The organism is Synechococcus sp. MW101C3 (assembly GCF_002252635.1).
Lineage (GTDB): Bacteria > Cyanobacteriota > Cyanobacteriia > PCC-6307 > Cyanobiaceae > MW101C3.
The window spans coordinates 90,003-110,941 of record NZ_NQKX01000006.1 but is presented as its reverse complement, the minus strand read 5'-3'; the positions used below and the strand labels follow the sequence as shown (position 1 = coordinate 110,941).

Here is a 20,939-nt window from a genome sequence, read left to right as displayed (position 1 = left end):
AGCCCCGTGAGGCTCAACAGGGCTCAACAAAGAGACAATTCCTGCCCTCTCTCGCCTAGCGGTAGACATTTCAGGGCGCAGTCAGCCACCGATTCAAGCCTTTCAGGCACCTGGTCAGTCGTGATCGCTGCGGGCCATCCGGACAGAGACGTAGTCACCGTCCGCTCCAGCCTCCAGGCGGAAGACGCCAAGGCGAGTCATTGCCTTGGGGGTGTCTTCTGGCAGCAAGGACGCGAGGCTCTGACCAGGGCTGGAGGCGGGCCCTGGAGCCGGCAGGGGGAAGCCGAAAAAGCGATGCAGCTGCTCCACCGTGGTGGCAGCGTTGAAGCTGAGCGAGAGATCCGCGGGCAGTGAGGGTGGCTCCGGCTGAGGATCGAACAGCCGGTCGATCAGGGGTTGCAGCCGGGTGCGCAACGCCACGAACACGTGATCGCCTGGCTCCAGGGGCGTGGAGCCCCGGGGCATCACCACCTGCTTGCCCCGCAGGATCAACGTGACCAGGACACCATCGGGCAGGGCCAGATCGCGCAGGTGCTGGCCGGCCACCTGGGCGCCTGGCTTCACGGTGTAATCAACGATCTCGCCATCGACATGGCGCAAGGCGTGGATCTCCACCGACAGGGCCGGTGCCGGATCCGCCGGGCGGCCGATGCGCAGCCAGCGCGCCACCAACGGCAACGACCAGCCCTGGGTGATCGCCGAGATCAGCACCACAAAAAACACCGCATTAAAGATCAGCTGGCTCTGGGGAACTCCGGCCAGCAGCGGAAAGGTGGCCAGGGTGATCGGCACCGCCCCCTTCAGGCCCACCCAGGAAAGAAAGGTGAGCTCGCGCCGTCGAAAACGGAACGGCAGCAGGGACACCACCACCGCCAAGGGTCGCGCCAACAGGATCAGCACCAGGGCGATCAGCAGCCCCTCGCCGGCAACGGCCAGCAGCCGACTGGGAAAGCTGAGCAGGCCGAGCATCACGAACAGCACGATCTGGCCCAGCCAGGCCAGCGCATCGTGAAAGGAGAAGATGCCGCGCCGGAACACGATCGAACTGTTGCCGAGCACGATGCCGGCGACGTACACCGCCAGAAAGCCGCTGCCCCCCAGCACCGCCGCCAACCCGAAGGCAACCAGCCCAAAGGCCAGTGCCAGCAGCGGATAGAGGCCCGGGTAATGGAGATGGATCCGGTTCACCGCCCAGGCCGCCAGCCGGCCCACGGCGATGCCCACCAGGCTGCCCACGCCGAACTGACTGAAAAACAACCCCACCAGACCCTGGAAGGAATCGCTGCTGCCGGTGATCAGGCTGATCAGCCCAACGGTGAGGAAGATGGCCATTGGGTCGTTCGACCCGCTTTCCACTTCAAGGGTGTCGGTGAGGCGCTCTGGCAACTTCAGCCCGCTGGTGCGCAGCACCGAAAACACCGCCGCCGCATCCGTGGAGCCGACGATGCTTCCCAGCAGCAGCCCCTGCAGCAATGGCAGTTGCAGCACCCAGGCGGCTGTCAGGCCCGTGAGCAGCGAGGTGATCAGCACCCCCACGGTGGAGAGCGCCAACGCCGGGCGCCAGACGGATCGCACCGCGCTCAGGGACGTGCGCAGGCCGCCGTCGAACAGGATCAAAGCCAGCGCCGCGCTGCCGGCGTTGCTGGCCAAGGCGTAGTCCTCGAAGGGGATGCGCCCGAGGCCCTCCGAACCCGCCAGCATGCCCACGCCGAGAAACAGCACCAGCACCGGCACACCGAGGCGGGCGGAGAATTTGCTGGAGCCGATGCCCACCAGCAGCAGCACGCCCACCAGCAGCATGGAGACGTTGATCACGCGCTGATCTCCTGCAACAGCGGCATGGGTCCCTGACGGTCCAGATGCATGGCCGAGCCCTGGGCGAGGTGATGGAGGAGGGGATGGGGGGATGGACGCACCTGTCCCTCGTGTTTACCCACCAGCTTGCTCAAACCCCAGCTGGGCGAGCCACTGCCAGGGGAACCCTCCAGGCTGATGAGGCACCTGCGCTCCCCCACACCTTCGTCACCACACCTTCGTCAATGGAGAGCACCTCAATACAGACCGCTGAGCGGCTGCCGCCGATCTCAGGCCCTCGTCCAACCCGGGTCCAGCCCAGGTCCAGCGCCGCCTTACGCAACCACAACCGCATGGACGAGCTGCTCAGGCGTGAGCCGGCAGGCTTCTCGGCAGCACTGCCCGGTTCCCTCTGCAAGGGTCTGGAGCGGCACGGCATCGACGAGGCGCTGACACATCAGGCGCTGCAGGCTGATTGGGGAGCTACCAGCGATCGGTGTGCGGTCTTGGCAGGAGTAGTGGCGCCCCGCCCTGGTGGTCTCACCCCTGTTGGCTGCTGTCCGAATTGGTGGGTGTCGTCAGCCCCCGGCTGCAATGGGTTCCGATCGTTGGCTTTCGACCGCTCGAAAGGAGGACGATCTGGTCACCCACCCGTGGATTCTGCGCACAAAAAAATGGTGCTGAGATGGGGAGCAGATGTGCGCCCATTTCTGCAACAAGGGTGTCTGGCGGTGATCCAGAAAGTGAATGGAGCCAAGCGGATTCGAACCGCTGACCCCCTGCATGCCATGCAGGTGCTCTACCAGCTGAGCTATGGCCCCATTGGGCTCACGCCGATGCTCGAAAGCCCCGCCGTTTTGCCTCGAAAAGCTTACACCGCAGGCTGACTGGCCCCCGGCAGCGGCCTCACACCTGGCGCCAGACGGCCACCAGCCGGCCCTGCACCGTGACCTGATCGGCGTCCAGCACGATCGGTTCGTAGGCCGGGTTGGCGGCCTCCAGCCGCACCTGGCGCCCGACCCGCTGGAAGTGCTTGAGGGTGGTGCCGCTGCCTGGCACCAGCGCCGCCACGATCGTGCCCGGCTTCAGCCGGGCCGGGTCGGCCACCGGCTCCATCAGCACCACATCGCCGTGGTCGATGTGGGCGTCCACCATGCTGTCGCCGTTCACGGTGAGGGCGAACAGGCCGCGGGTGTCGAGCACGGGCTGCAGATCGAGCCGCTCCTCGTTGTCGTGGAAGGGTTCCACCAGCCCGCCCGCCGCCACCGTGCCAAGCACCGGAATGCCCGGCCGCTGGCCGCCCAGCAGCTGCAGGGTGCGGGCCTGACCCTCCTGCCAGGTGATCCAGCCTTTCTGCTGCAGGTGGCGCAGGCGGCTCTGGATCGGCGCCGGGGAGCGCAGCCCCATGGCCTCCATCATCTGGCGGATCGAGGGGCTGTGGCGGTGTTCACCGATGTAGCCGGCAAGCCAGTCGAACAGCTCCTGCTGGGCGCTGGTGAGCTCGCCCTGGGGGCCGTTCTCGCCGCCGGAGCCGGCAGGCGCCAGCGGCAGCGGGGCGCCGAACGGGGCGTGCGAGGGGTTGGAGCGCGATGGTGCAGATCGCGATGGGCCAGAACGGGACGGGGCAGAGCGGGGCACCATGGGCAAGGTCACAGTTGCCGGTCAGTACATTTGTGCCATCGATCGGTGCACTTGTCCAGTCCCTGGCCTGGTTTCGGTGCGGTTCGCCGGCCTGGGTTCAGCCCGCCACACCCCCCAGCAGGGCCGCCAGCAGCGCCTGCTGCACATGTAGGCGGTTCTCCGCCTGGTCGAAGACGCGGCTGGCGCTGCCTTCGATCACACCGGCGCTGATCTCCTCGCCCCGGTGGGCCGGCAGGCAGTGGAGCACGATCGCGCGCGGATCGGCTTCCGCCAGCAGGTTTTCATCAAGGCAGAAGCCGGCGAAGGCCTGCTCGCGCTGGCGCTGCTCCTGCTCCTGCCCCATCGAGGCCCACACATCGGTGTAGAGGCCATGGGCGCCGCGTACCACCGCCACCGGATCGTGGCTCACCTCAATGCTGCTGCGGCTGCCCGCCAGCTGGCGGGCGTGGTCGAGCACCTGCGCCGACGGCTCGAAGCCCGGCGGGCAGCCGATCCTCACATTCACCCCCAGTAAGGCGCCGCAGAGCAACAGCGAGTGAGCCACATTGTTGCCATCGCCCACGTAGGCCAATGTGAGGCCGGCAAGGCCATCCGCCGCCGCACGGCTGCTGGAGCCACTGCCGCAGAAGGCCTCCTGCAGGGTCAGGTAGTCGGCGAGGGCCTGGCAGGGGTGCTCCAGATCGGTGAGGGCATTGATCACCGGAATCGAGGCCCAGTGCGCGTACTCCTCCAGCTCGCTCTGGGCAAAGGTGCGGATGGCCAGGACGTCCACGTAGCGGCTCAGCACGCGGGCGGTGTCGGCGATCGGTTCGCCGCGCCCCACCTGGGTGACGGCCGGGTTGAGGTCGAGGGTCTGGCCGCCGAGGCGGGCCATCGCCACTGAAAAACTCACCCGCGTGCGGGTGGAGGCCTTCTGGAAGATCAGCCCCAGCACTTTGCCGCCGAGATCGATGCGTTGCTCACCGCGCTTGAGCGCCGCCGCCAGCCGCAGCAGCTCCAGCGTCTGGTCCCCGTTGAGATCGGCTGAGGAGAGCAGGTCGTGGCCTTGGAGCGGGTTCAGGGCGGCGAAGGAGAACGCCATCGGCCCACGGCAAACAACACTTATGCGAGATCAACCCCCCTGACGTCAAGGGGGGAGATCCCGCTGGTGGTGGGCGCGCCGGTGCTGGTGCGGCTACTGGCCGGGCTCAGGCGGGAACCGGCACCGGCTCGGCGAAGGCGGCGTCCTCAGGCATCACGCTGGAGGAGAGCAGCTGCTTGAGCTCGTCGCCTTCGATCACCTCTTTCTCGAGGATCTTGGCGGCGATGTCCTCCAGCAGGCCGCGGTTCCCCTTGAGGATCGCCAGCGCCCGTTCATGGGCCCGGTCCACCAGGCTGCGCACCTCGCGGTCGATCGCCACCGCCGTGGAATCGCTCACCACCCGGCGGGGGTTGCTGCCGTTGCCGAGGAAGCGGTTGCCGCCCTGCTTGTCGTAGGCCAGGGGGCCGAGCGTGTCGCTCATGCCGTAGGTGCCCACCATCTGCTCGGCGATATCGGTAGCGCGCTGCAGGTCGTTGGCGGCGCCGGTGGTGATTTCACCGAACACCACCTCTTCGGCGGAACGGCCGCCCAGCAGGGTGGCGATCTGGCCTTCGAGGTCTTCCTTGGAATTGAGGAAGCGCTCTTCCTGCGGCAGCTGCAGGGTGTAGCCGAGTGCCGACATGCCGCGCGGCACGATCGAGATCTTGGCCACCTTGGCGCCGCCGGGCATCAGGTGCCCCACGATCGCGTGGCCCACTTCGTGGTAGGCCACCACCCGCTTCTCGTCGTCCTGCAGGACGCGGCTGCGCTTCTCGAGGCCCGCCACCACCCGTTCGATCGCTTCGTTGAGGTCGCCCTGTTCCACCGAGGTGCGCTTGACCCGTGCCGCCAGCAGGGCCGCTTCATTCACCAGGTTGGCCAGGTCGGCACCGGCGAAGCCGCTGGTGGCCTGGGCGATCTTGTCGAGATCGACGCCAGGGGCGAGTTTCACCTTGTCGGCGTAGATCTCCAGGATCGTCTTGCGGCCGGAGAGGTCGGGGCGGTCGACCAGCACCTGGCGGTCGAAACGGCCAGGACGCAGCAGGGCGGCATCGAGGGTTTCCGGCTGGTTGGTGGCTCCCACCACGATCACCGGCTTGTCCTTGGAGGTGAAGCCATCCATTTCGGTGAGCAACTGGTTGAGGGTCTGCTCCCGTTCGTCGTTGCCGCCCACCACGCCCATCGAGCCGCCCCGGCTCTTGCCGATGGCATCGAGTTCGTCGATGAAGATGATGCAGGGTGCCTTCTGTTTGGCCTGCTCGAACAGATCACGCACGCGGGCGGCACCGGCACCCACGAACAGCTCCACGAATTCCGAGCCGGAGATGATGAAGAACGGCACGCCGGATTCACCCGCCACTGCCTTGGCCAGGAGGGTTTTGCCGGTGCCCGGAGGGCCCACCAGCAGCACGCCTTTGGGGATGCGGGCGCCGATCTCCACATAGCGCTCAGGGGTCTTGAGGAAGTCGACGATCTCGGAGAGCTCGGCCTTGGCTTCATCCACGCCGGCCACGTCAGCGAAGGTGACGCGGGATTCCTCATCAGGCACGTAAACGCGGGCCTTGGATTTTGTGAAGCTGAGCGCGCCCTGGGCACCGCCACCGCCCATCGAACGGCGGGCGAAGAACTGCAGCACCACGATGAAGATCAATGGCGGCACCACCCAGCTCAACAGGGTGGTGAAGAAGCTGGGGCGCTTCGGTGGCGCAGCGGCGAATTCCACCCCTTTCTGCTCCAGGCGCTGGGGCAGGTCCATGTCGAAGATCGGCGTGGTGGCCAGCACCGACGGCGATCCCTCAGGGGCGTTGCTCAGCTCGTAGCGGATCTGATCCTGGGTGATGAAGGCACGTTTGACATTGCCGTCATTGACCTGGTCGATGAACAGGGAATAGGGCACGCGCGGCACCTGGGTGGCCGGGTTCGGCAGGAAGTTGCTGAACAGCAGCAACACGCCGAAGCCGATCAGCACCAGATTGATGATGCTGAAACGGCGGTTCGGCTTGTTCTCGTCCTGACGGAGGGCCATCGCCTGAAGATGCAGTGGAGCCAAGCTAAGCGGCCCTCCTGAGGCAGCGGCCCCTGCTCCGGGGGGTGACAACCGAACGTGACCTGAACCGCCTGAACGTGTAACGCCATGTGTGGCCGCTACTCCCTCACCAGCGATCTCGACCGCCTGCTGCCGCGGCTCGGCGGTCGCCTGCCGGCGGATCTGGCGGCCCATCACGCCGCCCGGCCCGAGGTGCGCCCGGGCGAGCCGGTGCTGGCCCTGCGCCAGGAGCACGGCGTGATCGGCGCCGCCCTGCTGCTCTGGGGCCTGCTGCCGGAATGGGCCAAGGACCCGCTCGGGGCACCGCGGCCGATCAACGCCCGCGCCGAAACGGTGGCGGAGAAAGCCTCCTTCCGTGGCGCCTGGCGCCACCGCCGCTGCCTGTTGCCCGCCGACGCTTTCTACGAATGGAGCGGCCCGAAGGGACGGCGCCGGCCCTGGCGGATCCACCGCCGCGATCAGCAGCTGTTCTGGCTGGCGGGAGTATGGGACCGCTGGATCGGCCCTGACGGCAGCGAGGTGGAGAGCTGCTGCGTGCTCACCACCGCGCCCAATGCGCTGATGGCGCCGATCCACGACCGCATGCCGGTGATCCTTCCCGACGGCCTGGAGGAAGCGTGGCTGGCGCCCAGCGATGGCGCGGGGCTGCGGGCCCTGGAGCCGCTGCTGCGCGGCTGGGAGCCGGAGGCCTGGCAGGCGGATCCACTCGGGACTGACACCAGGGAGACCGGCAGAGCGGCAGCGCAGCTGGATCTGTTCGGCTGAGCGCTGGCCGGGGCTGCTGCTGCTGGTTTCGGTGCTGCCGTCGACACAATGGGTGGCCCGCTGCGGTCGCGCCCTTGTTCGCTCCGGCCTTCCGGCATGACCCCAGCGCGCTGCTGCGCCTGGAACGTCGCCTGCGCTTCTACCCCGCCCTGCTGCTGCTCACCGTGCTGGTGATGGCGAGCTTCGCCCTGCCGATGGAATGGCGCCCGCTCGGCGCCCTCGGCTACGGGCTCACCCTGCTGCTGCTCGTGGTCGCCATGGGCGGACCGATCCGGCTCGCGGGACGGCCCTGTCTCGGCAATCTCCTTTACCGCCTGCTGGGCCTCTCGGTCCTGATGGTGCAAGGGCTGTGGTCGTTTGCCCCCGCCGGCGCGCAGCGCAGCGGGCTGCCGCTGCTGGTGATGGTCACGGTATTCATCACCTGGAGCGTGCTGCGGCTGCTGGCGCTGCTGGCACTGGAGCCCACGGTGGAGCGGCGGGTGCTGATGGGTGCCGTGGCCGGCTATCTGCTGCTCGGCCTCACCGCCGGGCTGTTGATGACGATCCTCGAGACGATCGTGCCCGGCAGCTTCACGGCGCTGGATGCCTCGACGCAGCTGCTCGGGCCGATCACCTCGGCCGAGATGCAGAAGCTCATCTGGCAGCTCGATTTCGTGCGGCTCAACTATTTCGCCTTCGTCTGCCTCACCACCGTGGGCTTCGGGGACATCGCCCCCCAGACCCCGCAGGCGCAGATGCTCACGATCAGCTTCTGCGTGATCGGCCCCACCTACATGGCCCTGGTGCTGGGCTTGCTGATCAACCGCTCCAATTCCGCCGAGGCGCAGGAGGTGGCGGAAGCGCTCAGGCAGCTCAAGGCCGGTCGTCCGCCATCGCCCTGAGGGTTGACGCTGGCCGCTCGCCAGTTGGCCCTTCGCCGGACGCCCTTCTGCCGGACGCCCACCTGCAGGTTGACCGCCCGCCATCGCACCGAAGGTTCCCGGTTGGCCGGTTGCCGGAGGCCCGAGTGCCTCGTTCGACTGAGTTCTTTTGGCAGCGATCCGTTAGGACAGAGCCGATCCGCCCGGACACCGTGAGCCTCGCCCAACTCGATGCCTTCCTGGCTCACGCCCGCCGCACTCCGGCCCTGCAGGCGCGCCTGGCTGAACCGCTGGAGCTGGAGGCGTTCCTCGCCCTGGCCTCTCAGGAGGGTTACGCGGTGGAGGAGCGCGACGTGCTCGCCGCGCGCGAACGGGATGAGTCGCAGTGCAGCGCCGCCGAGCTGCAGCAGCGGGCAGGCGCCGATGCCCGCCGCCTGCGCAGTTTCATCCCTGGCTGAGCGGCAGGCCTTCAAGCAGAGCTGCCGGCGCAGGGCACCCACGCAGTTCGCGGCTGCGCCGGGTTGGGGCGGCTAAGCGGTTCAACGAACGGTCAGCGGACCTGAGTGGCGGGTGGCCACTCCTGGGGGCGATCGGCGCTCACCTGTGCCAGGTAGGCACTCACCAGCAGCAGGCCGAGCGGCAGCGTCCAGCGCCATGACCGCAGCCGGGAGAGCCCGCCCAGGCGTGGCAGACCGGAACGGGGAGCACCGCCGCGACTGGCGTTCGGGCCCAGCGGCAGGCTGCAGTTACCGCACACCATGCGTCCGGCCAGGCTGCGGTCCCTTCGCACACTCCAACTGCCGCAGCGGGGGCAGGACATCAGAACAAGCGCAGAGTCGAAGGGGAAAGGGCCTTGCGAAGGACAGGCCCTAAAGCCTCGGTCCTGGTGCGGGCTCCCGGTAGATCGCCCCAGCCGCCAGTATGCCGCCTGCGAATCCGGACGCATGGCCGATCCAGCTCACTCCCGGTGGGGAGAAGAAGGGAATCAGGCTGGGCAGCAGGCCGCCGTAGCTCACCAGGCTGAACAGCGACAGGGCCAACACCAGCGGGCGCTTCTCCAGAAAACCGATCACCAGCAGATAGCCCAGCAAGCCGAACACCACCCCCGAAAGGCCATGGCTGCCATTGGGCCAGAGCAGCCACACCGGAATGGCGGTGGCGTACACCCCGAGCCACACCGCCAGGTAGTCGCGCCAGCTCTTCAGCAGCACCAGCCAGGACAGCGGCAGGAACCAGAGGGTGTTGCCGATCAGGTGGCCGAAGCCGCCGTGGCTGAACGGCGCCGTGAGCACGCCCATAAACGAGCCACCGGGCTGCATCGGCAGGTTCCACTGGCCGCCGAAGAAGATCTGGTCGATCAGCTCCTGGCCCCAGGGCACCGCCACCACCAACAGCGGCAGCCAGAAGGTCTGCTTCAGTTTGACCATCACACCGGAGCCGTTCGCCATCAGCGGCAGCCGCGGGAGAAACGGCGGGCGAAGGCCTGGGGCCGGCTGCAGCCCCGGCAGGATTGGAAGCGGCATCGTTAGCCAACGCTCCTTGGCGCGTCCGACGCTATCGGGTAGGGGGCGCCTGGGGCGGGCCGGCTGCCTGAGAGCCCCCAGCCCGTTCGCTGGCTGGCTGGGCGGGCTTCCCAGACCTGACCACCGTTGCCATTGTTTTTTTCGAAGTTGGGAGTTTCCCCGGAACGTCATGGCCGCTCCTGCTTCCTCCAACAACCCCTCGCTCAAGGATCCGCTGGCTCCATCCCCATCTCCACCTTTGTCCCCGCTCACGCCCCCTCCAATGGGCGCCGAGCCCCAGCAGCGTCAGGGGTCGATTCGGTTTCCGCTCGCCTGGATGGGCTCGCTGGTGGTGGTGGACGGCAGCTTCCTGCTGGCTGCCGCCGCCATTCACCAGCCAGGCTGGGCCAGTGCCGTGCTGGTGATCGCGGCGGTGATCAACGTGCCGCTCTTCCTCGGCGCGCTGCTGCTGCTGCGGGGCAAGTTCTGAGCCATCACACTGACGGCAGCACAGCCAGGACCATGGAGCGCGTCGCTGACTATCCCCGTCCCCCCGCCCTCGTGGCGAGCACAGCCCATGTGGAAGTGCAGGCCCTGGGCAGGCGGCTCGCCGACAGCCACCGCTCCCTGCTGGTGAAGGAAACCTTCCATCCCCCCACGGTCTACCTACCACCGGAGGCCGTGCAGCTGGAGCTGCTTGAGGCTGTGCCGGGCCGCAGCTTCTGCGAGTGGAAGGGGCTGGCCACCTACGTGGATGTGGTGCTGGACGAGCGGCGCCTGCGCCGTGCCGGCTGGACCTACACAGACCCCACGCCGGCGTTCCGTGAGCTGGCCGGCTGGTTCAGCTTCTATCCGGCCTTGATGGACGCCTGTTTCCTCGATGGTGAGCGGGTGACGCCGCAACCCGGAGGCTTCTACGGTGGCTGGATCACCTCGCAGGTGTGCGGCCCGTTCAAGGGAGATCCACGGCACCCGGAGCTGATCTGAGTGGATCTGATCTGCCCGGACCCCCCACCAGCAGCCGATCTGATCCGGAGCATCGTGGAATTCCCTTGAGGGTGTACCGTGAAGTGTCGGCCGAAGCTCCGCGAGGGGCCGATTCAATCAACGGTTTGTTTCAGCGGCTTCCTCCAAGCTGGCTCAACCCACCTGTTTCATCGCCTGGCTGCATCGCTTCAGCGCCAGGCAAGAGCTGCATGGCTTTCCGGGATTCCGGTCTTCCTCTGCTCGTGGTCAATCCGGCTCCGGCCTTCCTCCCTTGATGGCCCTTTCTCACGCAGCGCGTGAGGCGGCTTGTTCGGTGACTGGATCCAACGGCGCCTCGTGGCCGGATCCGGTGTTTCTGCGTCAAGCCCGGGCTTTCTGGGTCCGTGCCGTGCTTGCTCCTTGCTCCTGGGCGTTTCCATGCCCCGCTTTTTCACTTCATCCAACGTTCTTGACCCGTTTTCCTTGACCCGTTTTTTCATGCCCACTGTTTCCATGACCATCATCACCACCTTGCCCACCACCACCAGCCCGGCGACGCGTACCACCCGATCGGCCCGCCGCCAGGTGCTGCCGGCCCCGGCCGCCACCAGCGCCCTGTTCTGCAGCATCGATCGCGCCAGCCACTTCGCCGGCCTGGCTTCCATGGCCTCGAAAGCGCGTCGCAGCAAGGAGCGCGCCCACCAGCCACTCAGCTGGGCTGAGCTGCTCGGCGAGCGCTGAGCACCGAGCAGATCCTCCGAAACGGGCGCCGTTATCGGCGTCCAGAGGCATCAAGGAGCCACACCCTGGTGCCTAGATCAATCAACGCGAATGGCGCCCAAGCAATGACGTCAGCCTGAGAGCGTCGGGTTGCTTAACCAATCAATGTCTGAAGCCCGGCCCGGGGGTTGAGGCCGACGCCGTCATTCGGGCTGACGCCCTGACCCTGAGGGAGGTGCCCCCCTCAGGCCCGTGCCTCAACCACAGGAGCCTGTGGCCCGGCGGCGCCGGCCAACGCTTCCGCGAGGGCGGCCGCCACCGACTGCAGGCGATCGCGGTTGCGATCCCACAGGACGAACTTGAAGCAATCCGGTATGTCGCGGATGTGCAGAACCTGGGCGTGTTTCAGGAGCTCTGCGTTGCGTTCGTGGCAGGCCCGCAGGCGGTAGTTCGGGATCGTTTCGCAGAGGTGATGGATGTTGTGGAAGCCGATGTCGGCGGTGAACCAGTTCAGGATCGGCGGCAATAACAAAAGGCTCGTGCCATCGAGAGCGCCGGTTAAGCCACTCCAGCCCTCGGTGCGATGGGCATAGGAGGTTTCAAAGTTGTGCTGCACGAAGAAGATGCAGATGAACAGCGCCGCCGAGCAGGCCATCACGATCGAATACACACTCCAGAAACGTCCGGCCCCCAGCCAATGGGAGAGCAGCACCCAGCCGCTGATCACGCAGATGTTGTTCAGAAGCAGATCAACAAACTGGGAAGAGGAATACCAGTGCTTTGAGGTGTGGGTGCTGAGCAGTTTGTTGAAGGGCGTGCGTGGGTTCTGGCGCCAGGTGCGCGCCGCATGGCGCAGCGCATCCACACTGCCAAGCAACAGGGCCACGCGGGGCTTGATCACCAGATAGAAGAAGCCACCGGGAAACAGCATCAGCGGGTGACGCAGAAACTGGTAAAAACGCTGCTGGCCGGCTGAGAGGTTGAGGAATTCGTCTACCGAAATCAGCGCCGATGGGCCTCGGTAGAGCTCCCAGTTGCCGTTGTGGCGGTGGTGATAGGCGTGCCCTTCCGACCAGGGATGCTGCGGAATGGCATTGATCACACCCAGCAGGAAGCCCGCGCCCCGGTTCATCCAGGCGGTGCGGAACAGCGAGCGGTGGCCGCAATCGTGCATCAGCGAAAAGCACCGCCCGGAGAACAGCACCATCACCACCAGCAGCGGGGCGCACAGCCAAGGGTGACCGGCTGCCAGCAGCCGCATCACCAGCGCCCACAGCAACAGGTAGGGCACCACGGTGTTGACCAGCTGCCAGCTAGCGATGCGGTCGTCGCTGCGGCAATAGGGGGTGAGGATGAAATCGGAGCGGCGCACGCGGCGGGATGGCAGGGCCTGGCCTGCTTGCGGCTGGGCGGCAACTGAAGGCCTGCTCTGCGCAGCCGCAGCGCGTGACGCCGGGCCCGGCGAATTGGCGCCAGGTTGGGTGGAAGTGGTGACGGACGGGATCATCGTTGGGGGGCGGCTGCCGCCGAAGCCGTGAGTGGACGGAGAAGGGGGCTGCAGGTCAGCAGCAATTGAAGGCTCAGGCGCGGGCCTCGGAATCACGATGATTCCCCGATGGTAGGCAGGCCTGCTGCGGAACGAAGCCACCGGCGATGACCCAGCCACAAGCCTTGGCCAAGGCTCGGTCCTTGCCAAGGCCCCTGTCCCGGCCCGGGCTCCGGCCGCACCATGGCGCAGGCCATTCAGTGCCTCCGCTCGCGCGGCCAGTGCCACGCTTGCCAGCATGGGCGGCCTCATCAGCGCCCCATGCCCCGATCGCCGCGCCAGATCCTTCTCGATGCCAGCGCCGGGCTGTGGGAGGGCACCTTCATCCGGCTGGATGGGGCTGGGATCGAAGCTGAGCGCTTTCCCACCGGACTGGAGGTGCGGGAGGTGGACGGCAACGTGGAGGCCGCCCTCACCTACCGCCACACCGGCCGGGTGGCCACGATGCGGTTTCAGGAGCCTCCCGCCGAGATGGAGATCTCCCCGCAGGGGCACTGGAGCCTCGGCCCCGACAAGGTTGGTCCCTGGAGCTGTCTCACCGAGCTCTGCCTCGTGCACGGCGAGCGGCGCCGGCGGGTGGTGGTGCGGCACGGCGCCGAGCGCCTCGAAGCCGTGGTGCTGGTGGTGGAAGCCCGCCCCGGCCTCCAGGAGGCGGCGCCGGCAGCGCCCCATCGGGTGCGTCGCCAGCCCGCCGGCGGCAGCCGGGAGCTTTGGCAGCTGGAGGCGAACCTGCAGCTGGAAACCACCAACCCGCGCCTGCCGGGTGAACCGCTGATCACGGAACTGCGCTGGACGCCGGAGCCAGGGCTGGTCCACCACCTGCAGCGGGCCTACGGACCCCACGGGCTGCCGCTGTCGCAGCTGGCCGCGTTGGCTTGAGCGTTCAGGCCACGCTGACGCCTTTCCAGAAGGCCACCCGTCCGGCGATCTCCTCCGCGGCTGGCTTGGGCGACGGGTAGAACCAGGCGGCATTGACGTTCACCTGGTCTCCCACCACCACGTCGTAGTAGTGGGCTTCCCCCTTCCAGCCACAGACGCTGCGGTGCGTGGAGGGGCGGAAGCATTCCGGCCGCAGGGCCTGCGGCGGGAAGTAGGCATTGCCTTCGAGCTTGACGATGTCGTCACTGGAGGCGATCACGCAGTCGTTCCAGCGGGCTTCCATGGAAAGGGCACAGGGGCCCTCCATTTTCGGGCCTTTCGCAGAGGGTTGTCGCGCCGGGCCAGGCTGCCGCTGATGTGGCCACCTCAGCGTGTGCCGGGGTGTGGCTCCCGCCGCAGCGCCTGCGCGCCCTGCATCAACCGCTCGGCTGTGGCCTGGTAGAGGCGACTGGCTTCGGCGGCGTCATGGCCGATGCAAGTCATGCCGAGCTTGCCGTACTGGGACAGGCAACCCAGCAGGTGGAACAGGCTGCCGCGCAGCTCCGCGGGATCGAAGTGCAGCCCCGCCACGGCCACGATGTCGATCAGGTCGATCGGCAACAGACCGCGCAGGCGGGCATCGCAAAGGTTGTCGGTGGCCACGTAGCAGAGCTCCTGGCCCGTGGGCGAATGGAACACGCCACTGACCGGATCGATCCGGCCATTGGTGGCGTAGCGCAGGGCCATGAACGGATGGGTGGTGCCCCCTTTGCGCAGGTTCACCTCGATCGCCTGCACATCCCACTGCTCCGCGAAGCGGCGGGCGATGAAATCCACCGCGAAGCGCTCCAGCGCGCCCTCCTGCGCCAGCGCTTCCCCCACCGCCCGTCCATGGCGCAGCAGCGCCTCCCGGTAGGCGGCCTCGGCGGGGAAGCGGCAGCCCTGATAGGTCTGCCCGTTCGGACCGCCGAGGATCTGCTCGTGGGTGGAGAGCATCTCCACCTGCCCGCCCGGGTGGATCGTGCCCTGCACGCTGGGTGAGCTGAGCGCCTCTCCCCCCTGCAGCCAGGCCTCCACCAGGGCCCCCTGCTCCACCAGCAACTGCTGCCACTGGGGCGGCGGCATCGGCAGCACCTCCAGCACCTGACGCAGCAGCCGGCGCCGTTCGCCGCCACTGCGTTCCGCCAGCTGCAGCGGCCCCAGTTCCAGCGGGGCGTTGCCTTCGCCACTGAAGCCTTCGTTCAGCTTCACCACCACCCGCTCCAGATCCGGATGGGCCTCCCACAGGGCAGCGGTGGCTTCGCTGAGGGCGTCGAGATCGTGCACCAGCGCGCTGCCGGCCGGATGGGGCACCCCGCAGCGGCAGAACAGCTCGCGGCTGCCCGCCTTGCTGCCCCAGCGCCCCAGGCCGGGATCGGTGCCCAGCAGCGGTACCTGCAACCGCACCGAGAGTTCCTTCTCCAGTGGCGTCACGTTGAAGCAGGTCATGAAGCTGCGGCCTGGCCGCAGCCGCTCGCGGATGCGCTGCAGCAGGGCGGGCCGCTCCAGCAGTTTCTGGGTGAGGGGCCGCGGCGAGGCGTCGTCGGTGTCGAACAGCTGCAACCGGCGCCGGGCGTGGGAGGCGGGCACCCCCGGCAGCAGCTCCAGCACCGCATCCACCACCAGATCGGGCAGCAGCTTGCTGGTGAGGTATACGGCCTGCACAGCCGGATGCCGCAGGCTGATCAGCGAGAACAGCTGCCGCTCCTCGTAGTGGTGAACGCCGGCCACCAGGTCGATCTGGTTCTGATCCAGGCTCAACGACGGCACCACCAGCAGATCGCAGCCCTCGGGATCGAGGCCATCGCTGGCGCCCACATCCAGTGCCCCCCAGGCGGGCCGCAGCTGCTGTTGGAGTTCCTCGAAGGTGAGCGGCATGGTGAGGGGGCAGCGGCTCAAGTCTTGAGCAGGGAGTGGAGCGGAGCTGGCATCTGGGCACCGTGCTCCTCCACCACCCGGCCGATCTGCAGCAGCAGCCGTTGCTGCAGGTCCCAGGCAGTGGCCATGTCGCCATCGCTGGCGTGGCAGAGCAGCCGCAACTGCAGGCTGGACTCGCCGTAGCCCACGAAGTGCACCGCCAGGGTCTTGTCGTGATCGATGGCGGGATCGGCGGCCAGCTGGTGCTGCAGGGCGTTGATGATCGCCTCCAGCACAGGGCGATCCTCGTAGCGCACGCCGAAATCGATCCAGATCCTGCGGTTATCGATGCGGGCGATGTTGATCACCGGCTGGGTGGTGAACAGGCCATTGGGAATGAACACCGGTTGCCGCTCGGGATCGCGCAGCTGGGTGTAGAACCAGCCGATCTGAACCACGGTGCCGGTCAGCTCTTCGGAGGGGATGCGGATGACATCCCCCACCACGAAGGGGCGGTTGATGTAAAGGCTGATGCCGCTGAGGGCGTTCTCCACGATCGTCTTGGCGCCGAAGCCGAGGGCCGCCGCCCCGAAGCCGCCGGCGGTGGCGAGCAACGCCGTGGGGGTGCCGAGCAGCCGCAGCAGCTCCAGGGTGACGATCACCGCCACCAGAATCGCGATCAGCTTGTCGGCCAGGTCGAACAGGAACAGGCGGTCGCGCTCGGGCAGGTTCGGGAACACCTGCTTGGAGTAGGTGTCCACCCGGCGCAGCAGCTCCCCCTTGCAGCGCAGCACCGTCCAGACCAGGCCGATCACGATCAGCCCGTCGCGCACCTCCAGCCCGCCGCGGGGCAGCGGCAGCAGCTCGGTGCCGATCAGCGTGGCCACCCACCAGCCCACGCTGGACAGCAGGATCGTCAGGCAGAGGCTGAGCCGGCTGCGCATCAGCAGGGCCCGGGCCAGGGAATCCCGCCGCAGGCTTGTGCCGATCAGCTGCAAGGCCACCCACACCGCCACCGCCAGCAGCAGGCCGGCGATCGGTATCGGGAAGCGGGGGGGCAGCAGGGCAGGCACCGGCATGGCGGCCGTGGTGGCTGCCCGACACCCTACGGATCTGGCTCCGGCGCTCTACGGATCAGGCTCCGGCGCCACCAGCTCCCAGAGCAGATCAGGCCCGCAGCGGCTCAGCTGTTGGCCCGTCCACAGCCGGGCCTCGGCCAGATCCGCCAGCTCCAGATCACCCAGCGGCGTGCGGGCGGCCGCCCCACCAAGCAGCCGCGGCGCGATCACGGCCGCCAGCCGTTGCACACAACCCTGGCGCAGGGCGGCCGCCGCCAGGTCGGGCCCGCATTCCCACAGCACCTGGTTGCAGCCATGTCCGGCCAGGGCCTCCAGCAGCGGCCGTGGTTCGCAGGCGCTCAGCTCCAGCGTTTCCACGCCGAGCGCCGCCAGTGCGTCACGGCGCTGCGGCGGCGCCTCCGGACCGTGGGCCACCAGGGTGCGGGCCTGCGCCTGGTTCCAGAGCTGCATTGGCAGGCCGGGCAGCTCCAGCTGGCGGCTGAGCACCACCCGCAGCGGTTCGGGCTGGCGCCGGCCGCGGCTGGTGAGCAACGGGTTGTCGGCCCGCACGGTGCCGCCGCCCACGATCACGGCATCGCAGCGGGCCCGCAGACGGTGCACCCAGTCGCGGGCGGCGGGGCCGGTGATCCACTGGCTCTGCCCGCTGGGCAGGGCGGTGCGCCCGTCGAGGCTCATGCCCCACTTGAGCAGGCCCAGCGGCCTGCCGTTGAGCACCCTGTGCACGAAGGCGCGATTGAGTTCCAGGGCCTGCGCCTGACGCACCCCGCCGATCACCTCCACCCCCGCCTGCCGCAGCCGGGCGAGGCCACCGCCCGCCACGCGCGAATCGGGATCCTCCATCGCCACCACCACCCGGCGGATGCCGGCGGCGATCACGGCCTCGCTGCACGGTGGCGTGCGGCCGTGGTGGCAGCACGGCTCCAGGGTCACCAGCAGGGTGCCCCCCCGGGCTCGTGCCCCGGCCTGGGCCAGCGCCCCCACCTCCGCATGCGGCTGCCCGGCGGCGGCATGGAAGCCCTCCCCCACCAGGGTGCCGTCGGCGCTGAGCACCACGGCGCCCACCATCGGGTTCGGGCTGGTGCGGCCCCGGCCGAGGGCGGCCAGTTGCAGCGCCCGGTCCATCCAGGCCAGCCAGGGGCGGTGGCCGGAGTCAGCCGGCGCAGCGCTCAAAGGGGCGCGTCCGGCAGCTGCCGCCATTCAGCCACCACGTAGGGAGGAACCAGCAGATCGGTGAACCCGCCGCGCAGCCGCAGACGCAGCGGCCGGTCGCGGTCAAGGTCGGCCAGCAGCGGCGCCAGATCGAATTCGGCCGCGGCCGCCCGGGCATCGGCTGTGAGCTGGGGATTGGCGAGGGTGAGATCGGCGAGCTCCCACTGGAACACCCCGGAGCGCACCGCCAGCGGGGTGGGGTGATCGAGGCGCAACTTGCCCGGATAGCCCACGATGCGCAGGCGCAGCGGGCCGCCGGGTGGCCCCTGCCGGTAGCCCACCAGCTGCCAGCTCTGGTCGTCGAGATCCCGCAGGCTCTCGAGGCTGCGCACCACCGGCGTGCCGTTTTCGTCGGGGTGGCTGTGAATCTGGGCGAAGGCTGGTGGCGCCAGGCCGATCAGGCCAGCCAGTGCGCCCAGGGCCAGCAGCAGGGAGAGCGCGAGGGTGAGCGCCCTGGACGGCAAGCCGCTGCTCATGGCTGACGGGCACTGCCCGGAATCGGTTGCCACTGGGTGTGTGTGGCCCACAGAGCCCAGATCGCCATCGCCCGTAGATAGTGGCAGGCGCGGAAGGTGCCTGCGGCGGTGAGGGCCTCGGGGGTGCGGAACTGCAGGCCCCCGTCGTACACCTGCTGCACCACGGCGCCGGTGATCGCCAGAGCGGTGCCGGTCTGGCCCATGAGCCGGTAGTAGGCGGCCAGGCCGAAGTTGATGCCGGTCCACACTTCCAATGGGTGGGTGCCGTTGGGGTCGAGCGGCGTGCCGTCGCGGCGCAGGCCATTGGCCACCCCGAGCTTGCCGCCCTCGAAGCGCTCGAAGCAGGCCTCGCGGATCGCCGTGAGCGAGGACAGCGCGTTGGCGTCGCTCACCACCGGCGGCAGGTTCAGCAGGCGGGCGTAGAAGTCGCCGCAGAGCTGATCGGCCATCACCACCGGCGTGCCGCTGCCGGCATCGATGCGGTAGTACTCGCCGTTCCAGAGCAGCCGGTCGAAGTTCGCCCGCGACTGCTCCAGCCAGTCGCTGAACTGCCGCTGCTCCGCGCTGGTGTCGAGCCCCAGATCCAGCTGCAGCCGCTGCCCCATCGCCAGGGCCGCCTCCAGGGCCGCGATCCAGAGGGCGCCGCAATAGGTGCTCACCCCCTTCAGGGCCCAGTCGTCGAAGGTCTGGTCCGGGGCGCCGCCGTTGTCGGGCAGGCCGTCGTCGTTGATGTCGAAGGTCTTGAGGTACTGCAGGGCCTGCACCGCGGCGGGCCAGCAGTCGGCCAGGAAGCGCAGGTCACTGCCGGTGGGCGCCAGCTGGAAGGTGCGCCACACCTGCAGCACGAAATCACTGGCCAGGTCCTTCCAGAGGTTGCAGTCCTGGTAGGCGGTGTAGTTGGTGGCATCAAAGGGCCGCTCGTTCGGAGCGCCCAGATCGTGGGGCGTGGCCCCCGCCAGCTTGCGGGCCGCCTCCACCCGCCCCTTGCCCTGGGTGAAGTACCAACCGATCGGTCGTGGCGTGGCGTCGGCGGCGGGGATGGCCCTCGCGAAGCTGCGCAGCACCGCCTTGTCGAGCTCGGGCCACAGCTGCAGCAGGGCGAGGGAGCCGTAGAGGCGCACGTCGAGGCTTTCGTACCAGGCGTAATCCAGGCACTCGAGCACCCCGAAGCGGCCCACCGGGTCGGCGGTTGTGGCGGCGGTCCAGAGGCTGCCGCCGCTGGCGAGGTCGTAGAGCTCGTTGAACAGCGCCATGCGGATCGGCTCGGGCAGGTCGCTGCGCTCCAGCACCGGCTGCTGCCAAGCCTCGATCGCCTCGCGCCACTGGGGCCAGTCGCGCAGGGCCTCGGCGGCGATCGCCGTGGCATTGGTGCCACTCCCACCGAACACATCGGTGTAGCGGCGCAGCGCCTGCTGGCCGCTGGCGAAGGCGGTCACCGGCAGGTCCCAGCTGATCACCACCGGCAGCTCGATCGTGGCCCCGGGCTCCAGCCGCAGCCGCAGGGCGATGGCGGCACTGGCCTGCTCGCCGGCGCTGCTGCGGCGGTCGTTGTCACTGGCGGGAATGGAGCCGTCGCGGGCGAACGGGGCCCAGATCTCGGCGCCGCTGCCGGTGGGATCCCAGCGGCTGCAGCGCAGCACTTCCACGCCGGGCAGGTCGTCGGGCACCGCCACGCACCACTGGCCTTCCCCTTCGGCGATCGGCGTGCTGATCGGCCCCTCCAGCAGCACCCCCTTCAGGCCGGGCTGGTTGATCTGGCGGTTGCGCTGGCCGGCGCCATGGCCGATCGCCGGCACGTAGCTGTGCTCGGGGCTGCCGTCATCACGGAAGGTGACGGCAGCGCTGGGATCGGTGTTGGTGAACCAGCCGGTGGTGTTGCGCCAGCTCACCAGCAGCGAGAGGTCCAGCGGCGCTTCGGTGGGATTGCTGAGCTGCCAGCGGAACACGGCCACCGGGTAGCTGCTGCGCGCGTAGTCGCCCGGCAGGATCGGGCTGAAGGCTTCGCAGCAGACACCGGCACGGAACACGCCGCTGTGCTGGAACCAGCTGAGCGGGTAGCGGGCGGCGTAGGTGCCGGTCTGCTGCTCGGCGCTGCTGGCCGGGTACCACTGCCAGGCAGGCAAGGGGTTCTCGCCGGAGCCCGGCCGGGAGTCGTCCTGCTCCGGCGCCGTGGCCAGCGCCATGGCCAACGGTGTGGTGCCGTCGCTTTCGAACAGGGCGAACTGGCAGTCGGGCAGGGTGCCGAACCAGTGCTCACCGCCATCGAGGTGCCAGAGATTCACATGGCCGGCGGAGCTGCGGCCGATGCAGCCTGCGCCGAAGCCGCCCAGCGGCATGCCGTGCCAGGGGCCGTCGTCCAGGTTGCTGGCGTAGCGCACCGTATAGGGCGAGTCCCAGCCCAGGCCGAAGGGCCGCTGCCAGCTGGCCGGCGGCGCCTGCCACCCCTCCTTGCCGCCCCCGCGTCCCAGCAGCGTCTGGAGAGCGGAGAAGCCGAAGCGCGCCATGGTGCTGCACAAGGTG

Annotated in this window: 20 protein-coding genes and 1 tRNA gene; 7 read left to right on the top strand and 14 right to left on the bottom strand. The window is 68.5% G+C overall.

All coding sequences use genetic code 11. From position 1 onward, the window contains the following. Positions 1-114: 114 nt before the first annotated feature. From CJZ80_RS08845 to ftsH, 5 genes are all read right to left on the bottom strand, one after another. Positions 115-1,815 carry a potassium/proton antiporter gene (locus tag CJZ80_RS08845; RefSeq protein WP_233132935.1) on the bottom strand — a complete coding sequence of 567 codons (1,701 nt, stop codon included), beginning with the start codon at positions 1,813-1,815 and terminating at the stop codon, positions 115-117. Positions 1,816-2,542: 727 nt separating this feature from the next. Continuing rightward, positions 2,543-2,615: transfer RNA gene (locus tag CJZ80_RS08835), tRNA-Ala, on the bottom strand. A gap of 85 nt (positions 2,616-2,700) precedes the next feature. Next, positions 2,701-3,345 (bottom strand): transcriptional repressor LexA, encoded by a 645-nt coding sequence (lexA, locus tag CJZ80_RS08830; protein WP_233132958.1) that lies wholly within the window; start codon positions 3,343-3,345, stop codon positions 2,701-2,703. A 187-nt stretch (positions 3,346-3,532) separates the two neighbouring features. Further along, entirely contained in the window at positions 3,533-4,516 is a 984-nt protein-coding gene (argF, locus tag CJZ80_RS08825) for an ornithine carbamoyltransferase (RefSeq protein ID WP_094512640.1), read from the bottom strand. 106 nt (positions 4,517-4,622) lie between these two features. Next, positions 4,623-6,521, bottom strand: a complete 1,899-nt coding sequence (gene ftsH / locus CJZ80_RS08820) for an ATP-dependent zinc metalloprotease FtsH (RefSeq protein WP_094512639.1) — start codon at positions 6,519-6,521, stop codon at positions 4,623-4,625. A 108-nt stretch (positions 6,522-6,629) separates the two neighbouring features. Here ftsH and CJZ80_RS08815 point away from each other — a divergent pair, with 108 nt between their 5' ends. The 3 genes from CJZ80_RS08815 (at position 6,630) to CJZ80_RS08805 (ending at position 8,625) form a co-directional block, all read left to right on the top strand. Continuing rightward, entirely contained in the window at positions 6,630-7,307 is a 678-nt protein-coding gene (locus tag CJZ80_RS08815; protein WP_094512638.1) for an SOS response-associated peptidase, read from the top strand. Positions 7,308-7,381: 74 nt separating this feature from the next. Further along, entirely contained in the window at positions 7,382-8,188 is an 807-nt protein-coding gene (locus CJZ80_RS08810; RefSeq protein ID WP_233132934.1) for a potassium channel family protein, read from the top strand. 191 nt (positions 8,189-8,379) lie between these two features. Then, a complete protein-coding gene (locus tag CJZ80_RS08805) occupies positions 8,380-8,625 on the top strand; it encodes a Nif11-like leader peptide family natural product precursor (protein ID WP_094512637.1) in 246 nt (81 codons plus the stop codon). A gap of 92 nt (positions 8,626-8,717) precedes the next feature. Here CJZ80_RS08805 and CJZ80_RS08800 read toward each other — a convergent pair whose 3' ends face one another. Together CJZ80_RS08800 and CJZ80_RS08795 are read right to left on the bottom strand one after the other, a co-directional pair. After that, on the bottom strand, positions 8,718-8,987 hold the full coding sequence (locus CJZ80_RS08800; protein ID WP_144036995.1) for a hypothetical protein: 270 nt from the start codon (positions 8,985-8,987) through the stop codon (positions 8,718-8,720). Between the two features lie 49 nt (positions 8,988-9,036). Continuing rightward, positions 9,037-9,594: a rhomboid family intramembrane serine protease gene (locus tag CJZ80_RS08795; RefSeq protein ID WP_094512798.1), complete on the bottom strand. Its 558-nt coding sequence runs from the start codon at positions 9,592-9,594 to the stop codon at positions 9,037-9,039. Positions 9,595-9,859: 265 nt separating this feature from the next. Between CJZ80_RS08795 and CJZ80_RS08790 the strand changes: the two genes are divergently transcribed. The 3 genes from CJZ80_RS08790 to CJZ80_RS08780 all read left to right on the top strand — a co-directional run bounded on the left by CJZ80_RS08790 (position 9,860) and on the right by CJZ80_RS08780 (position 11,376). Continuing rightward, positions 9,860-10,159: a hypothetical protein gene (locus tag CJZ80_RS08790; protein WP_144036994.1), complete on the top strand. Its 300-nt coding sequence runs from the start codon at positions 9,860-9,862 to the stop codon at positions 10,157-10,159. Positions 10,160-10,191: 32 nt separating this feature from the next. Beyond that, positions 10,192-10,656 (top strand): DUF427 domain-containing protein, encoded by a 465-nt coding sequence (locus CJZ80_RS08785; protein ID WP_094512634.1) that lies wholly within the window; start codon positions 10,192-10,194, stop codon positions 10,654-10,656. 477 nt (positions 10,657-11,133) lie between these two features. Next, complete coding sequence (locus CJZ80_RS08780; protein ID WP_144036993.1) at positions 11,134-11,376, top strand: hypothetical protein; 243 nt, start codon at positions 11,134-11,136, stop codon at positions 11,374-11,376. A 223-nt stretch (positions 11,377-11,599) separates the two neighbouring features. On the opposite strand, the gene CJZ80_RS08775 is transcribed toward CJZ80_RS08780, so the two are convergent. Beyond that, positions 11,600-12,727 carry a fatty acid desaturase gene (locus CJZ80_RS08775; RefSeq protein WP_233132933.1) on the bottom strand — a complete coding sequence of 376 codons (1,128 nt, stop codon included), beginning with the start codon at positions 12,725-12,727 and terminating at the stop codon, positions 11,600-11,602. A 435-nt stretch (positions 12,728-13,162) separates the two neighbouring features. Between CJZ80_RS08775 and CJZ80_RS08770 the strand changes: the two genes are divergently transcribed. Further along, on the top strand, positions 13,163-13,780 hold the full coding sequence (locus CJZ80_RS08770; protein ID WP_094512631.1) for a DUF3598 family protein: 618 nt from the start codon (positions 13,163-13,165) through the stop codon (positions 13,778-13,780). Positions 13,781-13,784: 4 nt separating this feature from the next. Here CJZ80_RS08770 and CJZ80_RS08765 read toward each other — a convergent pair whose 3' ends face one another. The 6 genes from CJZ80_RS08765 to CJZ80_RS08740 all read right to left on the bottom strand — a co-directional run bounded on the left by CJZ80_RS08765 (position 13,785) and on the right by CJZ80_RS08740 (position 20,923). Then, positions 13,785-14,063, bottom strand: a complete 279-nt coding sequence (locus CJZ80_RS08765; protein WP_094512630.1) for a DUF427 domain-containing protein — start codon at positions 14,061-14,063, stop codon at positions 13,785-13,787. A gap of 83 nt (positions 14,064-14,146) precedes the next feature. Next, complete coding sequence (locus CJZ80_RS08760; protein WP_094512797.1) at positions 14,147-15,676, bottom strand: peptide ligase PGM1-related protein; 1,530 nt, start codon at positions 15,674-15,676, stop codon at positions 14,147-14,149. 17 nt (positions 15,677-15,693) lie between these two features. Beyond that, positions 15,694-16,734 carry a mechanosensitive ion channel family protein gene (locus tag CJZ80_RS08755; RefSeq protein ID WP_094512629.1) on the bottom strand — a complete coding sequence of 347 codons (1,041 nt, stop codon included), beginning with the start codon at positions 16,732-16,734 and terminating at the stop codon, positions 15,694-15,696. 48 nt (positions 16,735-16,782) lie between these two features. Beyond that, complete coding sequence (gene ribD, locus CJZ80_RS08750) at positions 16,783-17,856, bottom strand: bifunctional diaminohydroxyphosphoribosylaminopyrimidine deaminase/5-amino-6-(5-phosphoribosylamino)uracil reductase RibD (protein ID WP_094512796.1); 1,074 nt, start codon at positions 17,854-17,856, stop codon at positions 16,783-16,785. Positions 17,857-17,900: 44 nt separating this feature from the next. Further along, positions 17,901-18,419 (bottom strand): DUF3122 domain-containing protein, encoded by a 519-nt coding sequence (locus CJZ80_RS08745; protein ID WP_094512628.1) that lies wholly within the window; start codon positions 18,417-18,419, stop codon positions 17,901-17,903. Beyond that, complete coding sequence (locus CJZ80_RS08740; RefSeq protein WP_094512627.1) at positions 18,416-20,923, bottom strand: GH116 family glycosyl hydrolase; 2,508 nt, start codon at positions 20,921-20,923, stop codon at positions 18,416-18,418. Before CJZ80_RS08740 ends, CJZ80_RS08745 begins: the two co-directional genes overlap by 4 nt. Positions 20,924-20,939: the final 16 nt, after the last annotated feature.

Coding starts and splice junctions, on each gene's coding strand:
- CJZ80_RS08755 (WP_094512629.1), bottom strand. CDS start 16,734: ATGCCGGTGCCTGCCCTGCTGCCCCCCCGCTTCCCGATACCGATCGCC.
- CJZ80_RS08770 (WP_094512631.1), top strand. CDS start 13,163: ATGCCCCGATCGCCGCGCCAGATCCTTCTCGATGCCAGCGCCGGGCTG.
- ftsH (WP_094512639.1), bottom strand. CDS start 6,521: ATGGCCCTCCGTCAGGACGAGAACAAGCCGAACCGCCGTTTCAGCATC.
- argF (WP_094512640.1), bottom strand. CDS start 4,516: ATGGCGTTCTCCTTCGCCGCCCTGAACCCGCTCCAAGGCCACGACCTG.
- CJZ80_RS08785 (WP_094512634.1), top strand. CDS start 10,192: ATGGAGCGCGTCGCTGACTATCCCCGTCCCCCCGCCCTCGTGGCGAGC.
- CJZ80_RS08795 (WP_094512798.1), bottom strand. CDS start 9,594: ATGGTCAAACTGAAGCAGACCTTCTGGCTGCCGCTGTTGGTGGTGGCG.
- CJZ80_RS08790 (WP_144036994.1), top strand. CDS start 9,860: ATGGCCGCTCCTGCTTCCTCCAACAACCCCTCGCTCAAGGATCCGCTG.
- ribD (WP_094512796.1), bottom strand. CDS start 17,856: ATGGACCGGGCGCTGCAACTGGCCGCCCTCGGCCGGGGCCGCACCAGC.
- CJZ80_RS08780 (WP_144036993.1), top strand. CDS start 11,134: ATGCCCACTGTTTCCATGACCATCATCACCACCTTGCCCACCACCACC.
- CJZ80_RS08745 (WP_094512628.1), bottom strand. CDS start 18,419: ATGAGCAGCGGCTTGCCGTCCAGGGCGCTCACCCTCGCGCTCTCCCTG.
- CJZ80_RS08765 (WP_094512630.1), bottom strand. CDS start 14,063: ATGGAAGCCCGCTGGAACGACTGCGTGATCGCCTCCAGTGACGACATC.
- CJZ80_RS08740 (WP_094512627.1), bottom strand. CDS start 20,923: ATGGCGCGCTTCGGCTTCTCCGCTCTCCAGACGCTGCTGGGACGCGGG.
- CJZ80_RS08800 (WP_144036995.1), bottom strand. CDS start 8,987: ATGTCCTGCCCCCGCTGCGGCAGTTGGAGTGTGCGAAGGGACCGCAGC.
- CJZ80_RS08815 (WP_094512638.1), top strand. CDS start 6,630: ATGTGTGGCCGCTACTCCCTCACCAGCGATCTCGACCGCCTGCTGCCG.
- CJZ80_RS08760 (WP_094512797.1), bottom strand. CDS start 15,676: ATGCCGCTCACCTTCGAGGAACTCCAACAGCAGCTGCGGCCCGCCTGG.